The sequence below is a fragment of the Streptomyces canus genome, from assembly GCF_041435015.1.
Lineage (GTDB): Bacteria > Actinomycetota > Actinomycetes > Streptomycetales > Streptomycetaceae > Streptomyces > Streptomyces canus_G.
The window spans coordinates 2,684,972-2,698,436 of record NZ_CP107989.1 but is presented as its reverse complement, the minus strand read 5'-3'; the positions used below and the strand labels follow the sequence as shown (position 1 = coordinate 2,698,436).

Here is a 13,465-nt window from a genome sequence, read left to right as displayed (position 1 = left end):
ATCGGGACTGTGATGTGCCCGGGGTCACAGACCGACGAAGGCGGCGCCCGCGTCCCGCAGTCGCTCGTGCAGCCCTCGGAACACCGCCGCCGCCCGCCGGCCCGGCCAGTCCTCCGGAAGCAGCGGGGCGGGCAGGCCGGGGTCGGAGTAGGGGAGATGGCGCCAGGAGTCGAGGGCGAGCAGGTAGTCGCGGTAGGCCTCCTCCGGCGGGGTGTCGGCCCGGCCCTCCCAGTCGTGCAGCACGCGCGCGTGGCGGTCGAGGAAGGCTTCGTGCTCCTTGGCGATCGCGGCCAGGTCCCACCAGCGGGACACCGCCTCGACGGTCGCGGCGAAGCCGAGATGTTCGCCGCGGAAGAAGTCGACGTACGGGTCGAGCCGCAGCCGCTGAAGGGTGTGCCGGGCCTCCTCGTACAGGCGCGCCGGGGCGATCCACACCCCGGGGGCCGCCGTGCCGAAGCCCAGTCCGGCCAGCCGTGAACGCAGCACGTGCCGCTTCTGCCGCTCCGACTCCGGCACCGAGAACACCGCGAGCACCCAGCCCTCGTCCTCGGGCGGGGTCACCGCGTAGATGCGCCGGTCGCCGTCGTCGAGCAGCTGACGGGCCTCGTGCGACAGTTCGTACCCGGCCGAGCCCTGTGTCGTGCGGGCCGGCAGCAGCAGGCCGCGCCGCTTGAGGCGGGACACCGACGAGCGTACGGAGGGGGCGTCCACGCCGACCGCGGCCAGCAGCCGGATCAGCTCGGCGACGGGCACGGGGCCCGGCATGAAGCGGCCGTAGGCTCCGTAGAGCGTGACGATGAGAGACCGTGGTGCATGCTGGTCGGACACGTTGATCATCTTAGTTCGTGTGGATCACTGCTGGTCACCATCGGTGCGCAGCCTGAACCGCTGGAGTTTGCCGGTCGCCGTGCGCGGCAGCGCGTCGAGGAAGACGATCTCGCGCGGGCATTTGTAGGGTGCCAGTTCGGTCTTGACGTACGAGCGCAGCGCCTCGGCGTCCCGCTCGGCGCCCTCCTTGAGGACGGCGAAGGCCACGACCACCTGACCGCGTGCCTCGTCGGCCCGCCCCACGACGGCCGCCTCGACCACGTCCGGGTGCCGCAGCAGGGCGTCCTCGACCTCCGGTCCGGCGATGTTGTACCCGGCGGAGATGATCATGTCGTCCGCGCGCGCCACATAGCGGAAGTACCCGTCGTTCTCGCGGATGTATGTGTCGCCGGTGATGTTCCAGCCGTCCCGCACGTACTCCACCTGCCGCGGATCGGAGAGGTAGCGGCAGCCGACGGGACCGCGCACCGCGAGCAGGCCGGGCTCGCCGTCGGGCCTCTCCCGACCTGTCTCGTCGACCACGCGCGCGTGCCATCCGGGTACGGGCACCCCGGTCGTCCCGGGCCGGACGTGCTCGTCGGCGGCGGAGATGAAGATGTGCAGCAGCTCGGTGGCGCCGATGCCGTTGACAATCCCCAGCCCGGTCCGCTCGTGCCAGGCCCGCCAGGTGGCCGCGGGCAGGTTCTCACCCGCGGAGACACAGCGGCGCAGCGACGAGACGTCGTACGCGTCGAGCTGGTCGAGCATCGCGCGGTAGGCGGTGGGGGCGGTGAACAGGACCGAGACCCGGTGCTCGGCGACGGCCGGCAGCAGCTGCTGGGGGCCGGCCTGTTCGAGCAGGAGCGAGCTGGCGCCCGCGCGCATCGGGAAGATCACCAGGCCGCCGAGTCCGAAGGTGAAACCGAGCGGGGGACTGCCTGCGAAGACATCGTCCACATGTGGCTTGAGTACATGTTTGGAGAAGGTGTCGGCTATCGCGAGCACATCCCGGTGGAAGTGCATACAGCCCTTGGGCCGCCCGGTGGTCCCGGAGGTGAAAGCGATCAGCGCCACGTCGTCGGCCGCGGTCTCCACGGCGGGGTACGGCGTCCCGGGCGCCTCGCGGTTCAGGAGGTCGTCGGGGGCGTCGCCCCCGTACGTCGTGATCCTGAGGCCCGGTATCTCGGCCTTGGCGAGATCGTCGACGGCGCGGATGTCGCACAGGGCGTGCTCTATGCGCGCGATCTCGCACATCGTGGCCAGCTCGTGCGGCCGCTGCTGGGCCAGCACCGTCACGGCGACCGCGCCCGCCTTCAGCACGGCCAGCCAGCAGGCCGCGAGCCAGGGAGTGGTCGGTCCGCGCAGCAGGACACGGTTGCCGGGGACGACCCCGAGGTCGCCGGTGAGGAGATGCGCGAGCCGGTCGACGCGGGCACGCAGCGTGCCGTACGTCCATGTGTCGCCCGCCGGGGTGTGGAACACCGGGCGGTCGTCGGGTGGGCCCGTCAGCAGCTCGGCGGCGCAGTTCAGCCGATCGGGGTAACGCAGCTCCGGAAGGTCGAAACGGAGCTCCGGCCACTGGTCGGGGGGCGGGAGGTGGTCGCGCGCGAAGGTGTCGACGTGGGCCGAGACGTTCATGGCGGGTCGCCCCCTTGCCGTGGGCCGCCTTGTGGGCGTCGATGGTGGGCTCGCACAAGGAGCGTATCGTGTTGGTGACGACAGTCAACGGCACGCGATACTGTCGTAGGGCCCTGTCGAGAGAGGGGACCGGCAATGCCCGCATTCTCGCTCGAACCGTCCCAGACCGCCCGGTGTGCGCAGCTGCGCACCCTCGCCGCGGAACGGCTGCGCCCACTCGCGGAGAAGGGCGAGCCGGGCCGTGTGAACCGTCCGCTGCTCGCTGAACTGGGCCGACTGGGCCTCCTGGAGCGCCTGTTCACCTCCGGCGCGCTGGACCTGTGCCTCATGCGGGAATCCCTCGCGTACGCCTGCACGGAGGCGGAGACGGCCCTTGCCCTCCAGGGCCTCGGTGCCCACCCCGTCCACGCGTACGGCACTCCGGCCCAGCGGGAGCGCTGGCTGCCGGCGGTGAGCGACGGCAGCGCGGTGGCCGCGTTCGCGCTCAGCGAGCCGGGCGCGGGGTCGGACGCGGCGGCGCTGTCCCTGTCCGCTGTCCCCGACGGCCCCTCCCGCTGGCGGCTCACCGGGGAGAAGTGCTGGATCTCCAACGCCCCCGAGGCCGACTTCTCCACCGTCTTCGCGCGAACCACCCCAGGCGCCGGCGCCCGCGGGGTGACCGCCTTCCTCGTGCCCGCGGACCGGCCCGGATTCAGCGGCACCGGCCTCGACATGCTCTCCCCGCACCCCATCGGCGCCCTCGCCTTCGACGCCGTGCCGGTGAGGGCCGACGACGTCCTCGGCGAGGCCGACCGCGGCTTCCGGGTCGCCATGGGCACCCTCAACCTCTTCCGGCCCAGTGTCGGCGCCTTCGCGGTCGGCATGGCGCAGGCGGCGCTGGACGCGACCCTCGCGCACACCTCCCGACGGGACGCCTTCGGCGGCAAGTTGAGGGACCTTCAGAGCGTCGCGCACACGGTCGCCGAGATGGCCCTGCGCACGGACGCGGCCCGCCTCATGGTGTACGCGGCGGCCACGGCGTACGACGAAGGAGCCCCGGACGTGCCCAAGCGCGCGGCGATGGCGAAGCTGCTCGCGACCGAGACCGCGCAGTACGTCGTCGACAGCGCGGTCCAACTGCACGGCGCACGCGCACTGCGGCGCGGTCATCTGCTGGAGCACCTGTACCGGGAGGTGCGCGCCCCGCGCATCTACGAAGGGGCGAGCGAGGTGCAACGGGGCATCATCGCCAAGGAGTTGTACGCGGAACTGGCGACCGTGAAGGCCGGGGAAGCCGGGGAAGCCGAGGAAGCCGTAAAGACGATGGAGGCTTCATGACCGCCGAGCGCATCAACCCACCCGAACTGTCCCCGCCCACCGGCTTCTCGCACGCGGTCGTCGCCACCGGGTCCCGGCTGGTCTTCCTCGCGGGCCAGACCGCTCTCGACGCCGACGGCAAGGTGGTCGGGGAATCCCTGCCGGAGCAGTTCGAGAAGGCGCTCGACAACCTCCTCACCGCCCTGGCGGCAGCCGGTGGCACTCCGTCCGACCTCGCCCGCGTCACCGTCTACGCCACCGATATCGCCGCCTACCGCACCCACGCCCCTGAACTGGGCCGCATCTGGAGGGAGTCGGCGGGCCGGGACTACCCCGCGATGGCGGTCGTGGAGGTCGTACGGCTGTGGGACGACCAGGCGGCGGTGGAACTCGACGGCTTCGCGGTGCTGCCCTAGCGTGCCCCGCACCGGGGGGCGGGAAGTTGCCCGGGGTGGCGTTCCTGATGTCGGCGTCGGGCTGAAGCAGCTGCTCGGACTGCCGGTCGGGATCGGCCGGCTGTGGGCGCTGCGGGCGGACGCGGGGACCCGGCGGGACTTACGGCGTCGCGGGGACGCGCATCCGGAAGGCGGGACACGGCATCCGCGGTCGCCGCCCGGCCGGACTTCTCCCGCAGGGGTGGCTCTGGAGGCCCAGGGGGCTCGCGGACGCCGATCGCCGAGGACCAGCCGGAGCGCCAGGCCTCCGCGGCGCGGGAGTGCAGGGCGGGGAACCGATCAGGCGGCTACGGCCAGCTGTCCGGCCGGCACCCGGTGCGGGGCGACGATCCGACCGTCGGGCAGCAGCTCGCCGCTGTCGTCGAAGACGATCGCGCCGTTGCACAGCAGGTTCCAGCCCTGCTCGGGGTGGGCCGCGACGATGTGCGGGGTGGTGCCGTCGGACGAAGCGCACGAAGACTGGTGAGAACACATGGCGCACCTCCACATTGGTGGGACCGTCCCCATGGGGTCCGTGTCCGTATGGGTAGACCATGCTCCCGTCGCGAGCCCATCGGAACGGTCCAGCAGGAAGCGTGACAACACGCGGACATCTCTCGGACGGTTCCACGACGCTCGGTGCGGACTCGCCACCAAAGGAGTGACGATCACGGCTGTCGGCGCGTGTTCCCGGTAGCAGTGGAGGCCCCCATTCCACTCGACCGGGAGACACACCATGTCCGTCCGCCCCCTGCTCCTGCGTTCCGCTCTCGCCACCGCTGCCGCGCTGTTCCTGCTGGCCGCCCCCGCGCTGCCCGCGAGCGCAGATGCGTCCGACACCGTCACCGTCGGCCCCGTCGGCCGTATCGCCGAGGACGGCACCGTGACCCTGTCCGGCACCTACCGCTGCACCGAGAGTGCGGGTCCCGTCTTCGTGAGCTCCTCCGTGAGCCAGCGCTCCCCGCTGATCCGACAGGGCATCGGCGGCACGCGCGCGGTGTGCGACGGCGTGGAGCACAGCTGGGAGAACACGGGCACGCCCGGCTCCGATGTCCTGGAACCGGGCCAGGCCCACGTCGAGGCCACCCTCATGGAACTCAGCCCCGAGGGCGGCCTGCCGCTGCCCCGCTTCCACGCGGCCGCGCAGCAGGACGTCACGTTGACGAAGGGCTGAGCGCGGCCCACGTGTGCCGGCGGGACCCGCTCACCCGTCGGCGGCTCACCGCACCAGTCTGATCTCCGGAGGCCACAGCACACCCTCGGCCAACAGTAGTGCGGGGCCCAGGTGTTGAGGACACACGAGCAGCGGTGGCCGCGCGTGACAGGAGATCTCGAAGCGGGCGCGGGCCCCGCACTCCTCGCCGTCCCGCGGGCCGGAGTACCGGCTCGCGCAGCGCAGCGCGGGGGTGGGGTCCGCGCCCGTCATCGGACGGCCGACGTCGCGTCGGAGGTGTGGTCGAGGGGGGCCGGGATCATGGTCTGCTCCTCCTGGCCGGGCGTCATGGTCTGATCCTCCTGGGGGCCTGGGGGCCTGGGGGCCTGGGGGCCTGGGAACCTGGGAACCTGGGGGCCGGCGGTCCGGCGGTCTCGGGGTCCCGTGGTCACGCGGTCACGCGGTCTGGGTCCGGCGGTCCTGGGGTCCCGGGCTCTTGCGGTCCCGAGGTTCTGGGGTCCGGGGGTCCCGAGGTTCTGGGGTTCTGGGGTTCTGGGGTCCGGGGGTCCGGGGGGCCCGAGGTTCTGGGGTCCCGAGGTCCCGAGGTTCTGGGGTCCGGAGGTTCGGGGGGCCGGGGGGTCCCGAGGTTCTGGGGCCCGGGGGTCCGGGCGTCCCGAGGTTTCGGGGGTCCCGGGGTCCCGCAGTCCTGAGGTCTGGGTCCTGGGGCGTGGGTCCTGCGATCCCGCGGTATGTCGTCCTGTCGTCCTGCGAGCTGGGGCCCCGCGGTCCTGTGTTTCTGCGGCGCTGCGATCCGGCGATCCGGCGATCTGGGGTCCTGCGGCCGGTCGGCCGGGCGCACGCCGCATGTCCTCACGCTAGGGACGGGCAGGCCGGGCAGCCTGTCCGGGCGGCCGTTCGGGTGAAGGGGGAGCGATCGCGTGTTCCGGGTGTGCACAGGGATGCGGTGCTCCAAGCCTGTCGGTCCGCCTCGCCCGGAGCGCCAGCAGCGCATGATCAGCGGGGAGCCGGAGCCGTCTCACACGGGATACGCGTGCGTCTGCGCCGCCTTCACCGCCGCCCAGACCTCCGCGCCCGGGTGCAGGTCGAGTTCCGCCGCGGCCACCGTGGTGAGGTCCGCTGCGAGGGGGAGCTCGCCGGTGAGGTCGGCGCGGATCTGGTCGCCGTGGGTCTCCAGGCCGGCCACCTCGCAGCGCCAGTGGTTGCGGGCGCTGGAGCCGGCGGGCGGTTCACGGTGGAGAGTCACGGCGCTCGGTGGGAAGGCGACGAACACGGGTCCGTAGAGGGCGTCGGTGGTGGTGAGCGCGGGCCCGGCTTCGAGGCGGACCGTGTGGCCGTCGGCCTCGCCCCGGTAGAGGTTCAGGCCGACCAGCTGGGCGATGTAGTCGGTGCGCGGGTGGCGGGCGATGTGGGACGGGTCGCCTTCCTGGACAACCTCGCCGTGCTCGACGACCACGAGACGGTCGGCGAGGACCATGGCGTCCAGCGGGTCGTGCGTGACGAGTACGGCGACGGCCTCGAACTCCGCCAGATGGCGCCGCAGTTGAGCACGTACCTCGAGCCGGGTCCGGGCGTCGAGGGCGGCCAGGGGCTCGTCGAGGAGCAGCAGCCGGGGGTGGGTCGCCAACGCGCGGGCCACGGCCACGCGTTGGGCCTGGCCACCGGACAACTTGCGCGGCTTGGCGCCCGCGTGGTCGGCGAGACCCAGGCGCTCCAGCCATGCGGTGGCCCGCGCACGGGCCATCGCCTTGGTCGCGCCCTGACAGCGCGGGCCGAACGCGACGTTGTCGAGGGCGGTGAGGTGCGGGAAGAGCAGGTAGTCCTGGAAGACGACACCGACGGGACGGGATTCCGGCGGTGTGCGCTCCAACGCGGCGCCGTCCAGCCGTAGATGACCGTCGGTGAGCGGGGTCAGACCGGCGAGTGCGCGCAGGGCGGTGGTCTTTCCGGCACCGTTCGGACCGAGCAGGGCGACGACTTCGCCGGGGGCGACGGTGAGCGAGACGTCGAGGCGGAAGGCGCCGCGGTCCACGACGAGACGGGCGTCGAGGCCGTCGAGGGCGGTGCCGGGGCGGACGCCGGGCACGGCGGCTTGAGTCTTCTCGATCATCGGGCGCGCTCCGCTCCCCGTCGGCCTGGGGGCCTTGGCTCCCGCCGGTCGGCTGCCACTGGTCGGGCCGTCACTGGTCTCGGCCGTCGGACTGCTCGCGCTGCCGCAGGCCCAGCCTTCACCGGCCCCAGCAGTCCCTCCACCACCGAGCCCGCCCGCCCCGCCCCCGCCCATATCGCTCACCCCGCCGTCATCCATCGATCGCGCAGCCCCGCCAGCACCGCCACCGAAACGGCCAGGAGGACCAGGCTGAGGGCGACGGCCGCCTCCGGGTCGCTCTGGAGGGCGAGGTAGACGGCGAGCGGCATCGTCTGGGTACGGCCCGGGAAGTTGCCCGCGAAAGTGATCGTCGCGCCGAACTCACCCAGCGCCCGGGCCCAGGCCAGTACCGCACCCGCGGCGATGCCCGGTGCGATCAGCGGCAGAGTGACCCGGCGGAACGCCGTGAAGCGGGAGGCACCCAGGGTCGTCGCCGCCTCCTCGTACCGCGGGTCTGCGGCCCGCAGAGTGCCCTCCACGCTGATGACGAGGAACGGCATCGCGACGAACGCCTCGGCGACCACGACCCCGGCCGTGGTGAAGGGGAGCGTGATCCCGAACCAGGCGTCGAGCCACTTGCCCACGACCCCGTTGCGGCCCAGCGCCATGAGCAGCGCGACACCGCCGACGACCGGCGGCAGGACGAGCGGCAGGGTCACCAGGGCTCGGACCAGGCCGCGGCCGGGGAACTCGACGCGGGCCAGCAGCCAGGCCAGCGGAACCCCGATGACCAGGCTCACCGCGGTGGCGGCCGTGGCGCAGACCAGGGACAACTGAAGCGCCTGCCACACATCGGCGCTGGTCAGCTGCTCGGGCATGCTGCTCCAGGGCGCCCGTACAAGAAGCGCGACCAGCGGCACGATCAGGAACGCCAGACCGATCAGCGCCGGCACGAGCAGTGGCAGCGGCACACCGCGGCCGACCGCACCCGTCCGGACACGCCGGCGCCGCGGCCCGCCCCGGAGGGTCTCGGTCGCGGCCTCGGACAGGTCTGCGCGGGTCACGGCTTCAGGAACCCGGCCTCGGTCAGGACCTTCTGGCCCTCGGCGGACCGCACGAGTGCGATGAACGCCTTGGCGGTGTCGGTGTGCTGTGCGTCCTTGAGCAGGGTGATCGGGTAGTCGTTGACGGCGTCGGCGGACTCGGGGAACTCCACGCCCCCCACCTTGTCACCCGCGGCGTGCACATCGGTCTTGTAGACGACGGCCGCGTCGGCCTCCTTCAGCTCGACCTTCGTCAGCGCGGCCTTGACGTCCTGTTCGTAGGAGACCGGCGTGAGCTTCAGCCCGCTCGCGTCGAGCGCCTTCTGGGCGGCGGCACCGCAGGGCACCTCCTTGTCGCACAGCACGACCTTCAGGGCCGGGTTCGTGAGGTCCTTCAGCGACGCGACCTTGTCCGGGTTGCCGGGCAGGGTGGCGATCTCCAGCTGGTTGCGCACGAAGGTGACGGGCGTGCCGGAGGCGTCCCCGGCGTCCGTGACGATCTTCATCGTCTTGGGGCTGGCCGAGGCGAACACGTCCGCCGGGGCGCCGCCGGTGATGCTCGCGGCGAGCGAGTCGCTGCCGCCGAAGCTGAAGGTCACCTTCGTGCCGGGGTGGGCCCGCTCGAACTGCTTGCCCAGCGTCGTGAAGCTCTCCTGGAGGGAGGCCGCGGCGAAGACGGTCACCGTGCCGGTGAGTTTGTCCGAGGTGGACCCGGACGAGCCCGACGTCGTGGACAAGGAGCCCGAGTCGGACGACGAGCAGGCGCCGAGGGCCAGCAGCGCGGCGACGCCCGCCCCGGTCACCTGCAGGGTCCGGTGGTTCCGACGCGCGGTACGGGTCATCACGGGTCCACTCCCTCTGGTCCTGACGGACACATTCACCTGCGGTCCTGGCGGACCTTCCACGATCCACGATACTGGCGCAGATGCGAGGTGAAAGTCTTCTGTCGCATCGCATGAGCTTGGAACCTGATTGATCAGGGTGGCATGTGCGTTTGTACGGGATGCGGCAATTCCGTTGCCGGGGGGCGATCCCGGTGATTACGTTCGCCTCCATGGCGGACGACGAACCCACGCGCGCGGCACGACTGCTGGACGCACAGGCGAAGGCCGTTCGGCTCTTCGCGGCGATCGAGGAGCGCGGGCTGGTGGCGCCGGGGGAGGGGGAGCGGGCGGTCAGCGACCGGATCCGGGACCTGGCGAACGAGCTGTTCGGCACCACTCGGCACTGGCACAAGCGGATCGTGCGCTCCGGACCGAACACGCTCGAGCCGTACCGGGAGAACCCGCCGGACCGGGTGATCGGCACGGACGACATCGTCTTCGCCGACTTCGGCCCGATCTTCGAGGAGTACGAGGCCGACTTCGGCCGGACCTTCGTCCTCGGTGACGACCCGGTCAAGCACCGCCTCCGCGACGACCTGCCGAAGATCTTCGCCGCGGGCCGGAGCCGCTTCGAGGCCGACCCGGACATCACCGGCGCACGGCTGTACGCCGAGATCGAGCGGCTGGCCGCCAAGTCCGGCTGGAAACTGGGGGGTTGGCACGCGGGCCACCTGGTCGGCGAGTTCCCGCACGAGTGGATCGACGGCGCCGACGTGGAGTCGTACATCGCGCCCGCCAACGGCACCCCACTGCGCCGTACCGACAAGGCCGGACGCCGCTGCCACTGGATCCTGGAGGTCCATCTCGTCGACACGGAACGGCGGTTCGGCGGTTTCCACGAGGAACTGCTCACCCTCTGACCCCGCACGACTCCCGGTCAGGCGCGATCGATGTGCACGTTCGTCGACTTCACGCGGGCCGTGGCCTCCACCCCGACCTCCAGGCCGAGTTCCTCCACGGCCTCCCGCGTCAGTAGTGACACCAGTCGGTGCGGGCCTGCCTGGATCTCCACCTGGGCCGCGACATCGCCCAGCTTCACGGCCGTGACGATCCCGGGAAAGGCGTTGCGGACCGAGGTGTACGAGGTCTCCTCGTCGCCGCCGCTCTTGGCCAACTCCACGGAGAACGCGGCCAAGTCCCTCCCGTCGATGAGGCGTCGTCCGGTCTCGTCCCGATGGGTGGCCACCCGGCCGGCGTCCGCCCACCGCCGCGCGGTGTCCGGGCTCACTCCGAGCAGACGCGCCGCCTGGCCGATCGTGTAGGACTGCATACGCGCCAAGATAGGCGATCAACACCGGCGGGACCGCCCCGGATCATCGCGCGAAGCCGCGCTTTCCAGCCCGCTACTGGCCGAAAGGCCCTGCCTCCATTGACAGGTGACCCGGCTCATTCATAGCTTTTCAAATCATCGACGTTTCCGATGATTGAGAATCTTGATCACTGAACCGGGGGAATGATGGACGAACGAACGACCAGGCCGCCCCAAGAGGCACTCGGCTCCGGCGGCCGGGGGTGGACGCTGGCCGTCGTGTGCGTAGCCACGTTCATGCTGCTGCTCGACCTGACCGTGGTGAACGTCGCGCTACCGGACATCCGCGAGGCCTTCGACGCGAGCTTCACCTCGCTCCAGTGGGTGCTGGACGCATACGCGCTGGGGCTCGCCGCGGTGCTGCTGACGGCCGGATCGCTGGCCGACAGGCTGGGCCGCAAGCGCGTCTTCAACGTCGGATTCGTCGTCTTCCTGCTGGCCTCGCTCGCCTGCGGGCTCGCGGGTGACGACGTGATGCTCTCGGTCGCCCGCGGTGTGCAGGGCCTCGGGGGCGCCGTACTCTTCGCCGTCGGCCCCGCGCTGATCGGGCAGGAGTTCCAGGGACAGGAACGCGGCAAGGCCTTCGGTGTCTTCGGCGGTGTCGTCGGCCTGTCCATCGCCTTCGGGCCGTTGATCGGCGGTGCGCTCACCGATGGACTCGGCTGGCGGTGGATCTTCCTGGTCAACGTTCCGGTCGGGCTGATCGCCCTCGTCATCAGCCTGCTGCGGATGCGTGAATGGCGCCAGGAGTCGGCGCCCGCCCTCGACTGGTGGGGCCTGGTGCTCTTCTCCGGCGCGCTGAGCCTGCTGGTCCTGGCGCTGCTGCGGGGCGAGAGCGACGGATGGGGCAGCGCGCCGATCGTGGCCATGGCTCTCGCCTCCGTCGTCCTGCTCGTGGTGTTCGGCGTCGTCGAGAAGCGGCGCGGCGAACGGGCCATGCTCCAGCTGTCGTTGTTCAGGAACGTCACGTTCAACGGAGTCTCGGCCGTCACGCTGCTGTGCGCGGCCGCGACCATGTCGGCGATCTTCCTCCTGGTCTCCTACGTGCAGAACGTGCTGGCTTTCTCGCCCTGGGAGACCGGTCTGCGCTTCCTGCCGCTGACCCTGACCCTGTTCGTGGCGGCCGCCGTCGCCGGCTCGCTGACGACCCGGGTGCCGCAGCGGCTGTTGATGGGGGTTTCGCTCGCGCTCATCGCGGTCGGACTGGCGCTGGTCGCGCTCACCGGTCCCGACACCGCCTGGACCGCACTGCTGCCGAGCATGTTCGGGATCGGCGTGGGCATGGGCCTGTTCAACCCCGTGCGTGCCTCGCTGTCCATCGCCGTCGTGGAGCCGTCCAAGGCGGGGATGGCCTCGGGCATCAGCGAGACGTTCCAGCAGGTGGGCGTCGCCATCGGCATCGCCGGCTTCGGTGCCGTCTTCCACAGCCGAGTGACGGATCTGTTCGTCGAGTCCGAGGCGGCGCGGCAACTGGGCCCGGCCGCCCACGACTTCGGCGAGGCGGTCGCGGCCGGCGGCGGGGCCGAAGCGCTGCGCCAGGCGCCCCGGGACCTGGTTCCCGCCCTCGACGAGGCGGCACGCACCGCCTTCGTGGACGGTCTGACCGACGTCATGCTCATCTGCGCCGCGGTCGCCGCCGTCGGCGCGCTGGTGGGCTTCGCCTTCGTCCGCAACCGGGACCTCCACGAGAGTGCCCGTACGGGGACGTCGACGGTCGCCGAGTCTCCTGCGGCCGCCCCGGGCGAGGGCGGCGAGGGCTCCGAGGAGATCGCCGTGCCTGCCGCACGCGTTGCGGGGCACGGTCAGGAGCCGGCCGGCGGATCGTACTGAGGGACTGCACGGCGGTGGGGTTCGCCTTCGTCCGCAACCGGGACCTCCACGAGAGTGCCCGTACGGGAACGTCGACGGTCGCCGAGTCTCCTGCGGCCGCCCCGGGCGAGGGCGGCGAGGGCTCCGAGGAGATCGCCGTGCCTGCCGCACGCGTTGCGGGGCACGGTCAGGAGCCGGCCGGCGGATCGTACTGAGGGACCGCACAGGGACCGGGCAGCCGTGGGCGGTGAGCGCGGCTGCCCGGTCTTGGAGGCCGACACCACGGCCAGTACCCTTCAAAGAACCGACGATCGGCACAGGGGACGCTCGGCACGGCCGACGGTCCCCGGTCTGCCCGGCGCGGTCATCTCGGCGACAAGGGGAGCGGTCCGCATGACACAGGCGATGCCCGGCCCGGCGGAGCCCGCCGGGCTCGACCTGCCCCTCGTCCGCAGAACCGGATACCTGCTGCACAAGGCCGGCGTGCTCCTGATGGAGGACGCCGAACGGGCACTGGCCGCGCAGGGAATGCGCGTGCGCCACTTCTACGTCCTCGCGGCCCTGGAGAGCGGCCTCAGCCTCTCCCAGCAGGACCTGAGCCGACTGCTCAACCTGGACCCGACAACCATGGTCGCGCTGGTCGACGAGATGGAGGGCGCGGGCCATGTGGAGCGCCGCCGCAACCCGTCGGACCGCAGGCGCTACATCCTGAGCCTCACCGACGGCGGCCGGCAGGCTCTCGAGCGCGCCGGGCACGCGGTCGACCAGGTCGAGCGGGACTTCCTGGCCGCCGTACCCGAGGCCGACCGTGAGCGGTTGAGGACGCTGCTCGGCGAACTGCTCGCCGATCGCTGGCCGCGTGTGATCGCCTGCTAGTGCGCCTCCCCGTTCCCGTTCTTGTTTACTGGAATTCCGGAATCCGCCTTTCTTGGATCGTTCCTCTTTGATCTAATTATGGAATTGGTCAGTCCACTCTTCTGATACA

The 13,465-nt window shown here is 71.6% G+C and carries 13 protein-coding genes; 6 read left to right on the top strand and 7 right to left on the bottom strand.

From position 1 onward, the window contains the following. Nucleotides 1–24 precede the first annotated feature (24 nt). Complete coding sequence (locus OG841_RS11945) at nucleotides 25–837, bottom strand: PaaX family transcriptional regulator (protein ID WP_365115601.1); 813 nt, start codon at nucleotides 835–837, stop codon at nucleotides 25–27. 15 nt (nucleotides 838–852) lie between these two features. Then, nucleotides 853–2,445 carry an AMP-binding protein gene (locus OG841_RS11940; RefSeq protein ID WP_365115599.1) on the bottom strand — a complete coding sequence of 531 codons (1,593 nt, stop codon included), beginning with the start codon at nucleotides 2,443–2,445 and terminating at the stop codon, nucleotides 853–855. 135 nt (nucleotides 2,446–2,580) lie between these two features. On the opposite strand from OG841_RS11940, the gene OG841_RS11935 reads away from it, so the two are divergent. Next, nucleotides 2,581–3,762: an acyl-CoA dehydrogenase family protein gene (locus tag OG841_RS11935; RefSeq protein ID WP_371564897.1), complete on the top strand. Its 1,182-nt coding sequence runs from the start codon at nucleotides 2,581–2,583 to the stop codon at nucleotides 3,760–3,762. Beyond that, nucleotides 3,759–4,157 carry a RidA family protein gene (locus tag OG841_RS11930; protein WP_266558392.1) on the top strand — a complete coding sequence of 133 codons (399 nt, stop codon included), beginning with the start codon at nucleotides 3,759–3,761 and terminating at the stop codon, nucleotides 4,155–4,157. The genes OG841_RS11935 and OG841_RS11930 overlap by 4 nt, the downstream gene beginning before the upstream one ends. Nucleotides 4,158–4,475: 318 nt before the next feature. On the opposite strand, the gene OG841_RS11925 is transcribed toward OG841_RS11930, so the two are convergent. Further along, nucleotides 4,476–4,670 carry a DUF5999 family protein gene (locus tag OG841_RS11925; protein WP_365115595.1) on the bottom strand — a complete coding sequence of 65 codons (195 nt, stop codon included), beginning with the start codon at nucleotides 4,668–4,670 and terminating at the stop codon, nucleotides 4,476–4,478. Nucleotides 4,671–4,911: 241 nt separating this feature from the next. On the opposite strand from OG841_RS11925, the gene OG841_RS11920 reads away from it, so the two are divergent. Beyond that, nucleotides 4,912–5,349 carry a DUF6299 family protein gene (locus OG841_RS11920; protein WP_371564891.1) on the top strand — a complete coding sequence of 146 codons (438 nt, stop codon included), beginning with the start codon at nucleotides 4,912–4,914 and terminating at the stop codon, nucleotides 5,347–5,349. Between the two features lie 1,015 nt (nucleotides 5,350–6,364). On the opposite strand, the gene OG841_RS11915 is transcribed toward OG841_RS11920, so the two are convergent. From OG841_RS11915 to modA, 3 genes are all read right to left on the bottom strand, one after another. Beyond that, a complete protein-coding gene (locus tag OG841_RS11915; protein WP_371564888.1) occupies nucleotides 6,365–7,456 on the bottom strand; it encodes an ABC transporter ATP-binding protein in 1,092 nt (363 codons plus the stop codon). A gap of 179 nt (nucleotides 7,457–7,635) precedes the next feature. Beyond that, nucleotides 7,636–8,499 (bottom strand): ABC transporter permease, encoded by an 864-nt coding sequence (locus OG841_RS11910; RefSeq protein ID WP_328641397.1) that lies wholly within the window; start codon nucleotides 8,497–8,499, stop codon nucleotides 7,636–7,638. After that, on the bottom strand, nucleotides 8,496–9,320 hold the full coding sequence (gene modA, locus OG841_RS11905; protein ID WP_371564885.1) for a molybdate ABC transporter substrate-binding protein: 825 nt from the start codon (nucleotides 9,318–9,320) through the stop codon (nucleotides 8,496–8,498). Before modA ends, OG841_RS11910 begins: the two co-directional genes overlap by 4 nt. Before the next feature lie 212 nt (nucleotides 9,321–9,532). Between modA and OG841_RS11900 the strand changes: the two genes are divergently transcribed. Beyond that, on the top strand, nucleotides 9,533–10,222 hold the full coding sequence (locus tag OG841_RS11900) for a M24 family metallopeptidase (protein WP_328641399.1): 690 nt from the start codon (nucleotides 9,533–9,535) through the stop codon (nucleotides 10,220–10,222). Between the two features lie 17 nt (nucleotides 10,223–10,239). Here OG841_RS11900 and OG841_RS11895 read toward each other — a convergent pair whose 3' ends face one another. Then, nucleotides 10,240–10,632 carry a TOBE domain-containing protein gene (locus tag OG841_RS11895; RefSeq protein ID WP_371564879.1) on the bottom strand — a complete coding sequence of 131 codons (393 nt, stop codon included), beginning with the start codon at nucleotides 10,630–10,632 and terminating at the stop codon, nucleotides 10,240–10,242. Nucleotides 10,633–10,890: 258 nt separating this feature from the next. On the opposite strand from OG841_RS11895, the gene OG841_RS11890 reads away from it, so the two are divergent. Together OG841_RS11890 and OG841_RS11885 are read left to right on the top strand one after the other, a co-directional pair. Continuing rightward, nucleotides 10,891–12,501 carry an MFS transporter gene (locus tag OG841_RS11890; RefSeq protein WP_371564875.1) on the top strand — a complete coding sequence of 537 codons (1,611 nt, stop codon included), beginning with the start codon at nucleotides 10,891–10,893 and terminating at the stop codon, nucleotides 12,499–12,501. 372 nt (nucleotides 12,502–12,873) lie between these two features. Beyond that, nucleotides 12,874–13,356 (top strand): MarR family winged helix-turn-helix transcriptional regulator, encoded by a 483-nt coding sequence (locus tag OG841_RS11885; protein ID WP_328641401.1) that lies wholly within the window; start codon nucleotides 12,874–12,876, stop codon nucleotides 13,354–13,356. The last annotated feature ends 109 nt before the right edge of the window (nucleotides 13,357–13,465 follow it).

Excerpts from the sequence above, each read along its gene's own strand:
- OG841_RS11945 (WP_365115601.1), bottom strand. The coding sequence starts at position 837 with ATGATCAACGTGTCCGACCAGCATGCACCACGGTCTCTCATCGTCACG.
- OG841_RS11940 (WP_365115599.1), bottom strand. The coding sequence starts at position 2,445 with ATGAACGTCTCGGCCCACGTCGACACCTTCGCGCGCGACCACCTCCCG.
- OG841_RS11935 (WP_371564897.1), top strand. The coding sequence starts at position 2,581 with ATGCCCGCATTCTCGCTCGAACCGTCCCAGACCGCCCGGTGTGCGCAG.
- OG841_RS11930 (WP_266558392.1), top strand. The coding sequence starts at position 3,759 with ATGACCGCCGAGCGCATCAACCCACCCGAACTGTCCCCGCCCACCGGC.
- OG841_RS11925 (WP_365115595.1), bottom strand. The coding sequence starts at position 4,670 with ATGTGTTCTCACCAGTCTTCGTGCGCTTCGTCCGACGGCACCACCCCG.
- OG841_RS11920 (WP_371564891.1), top strand. The coding sequence starts at position 4,912 with ATGTCCGTCCGCCCCCTGCTCCTGCGTTCCGCTCTCGCCACCGCTGCC.
- OG841_RS11915 (WP_371564888.1), bottom strand. The coding sequence starts at position 7,456 with ATGATCGAGAAGACTCAAGCCGCCGTGCCCGGCGTCCGCCCCGGCACC.
- modA (WP_371564885.1), bottom strand. The coding sequence starts at position 9,320 with ATGACCCGTACCGCGCGTCGGAACCACCGGACCCTGCAGGTGACCGGG.
- OG841_RS11900 (WP_328641399.1), top strand. The coding sequence starts at position 9,533 with ATGGCGGACGACGAACCCACGCGCGCGGCACGACTGCTGGACGCACAG.
- OG841_RS11895 (WP_371564879.1), bottom strand. The coding sequence starts at position 10,632 with ATGCAGTCCTACACGATCGGCCAGGCGGCGCGTCTGCTCGGAGTGAGC.
- OG841_RS11885 (WP_328641401.1), top strand. The coding sequence starts at position 12,874 with ATGACACAGGCGATGCCCGGCCCGGCGGAGCCCGCCGGGCTCGACCTG.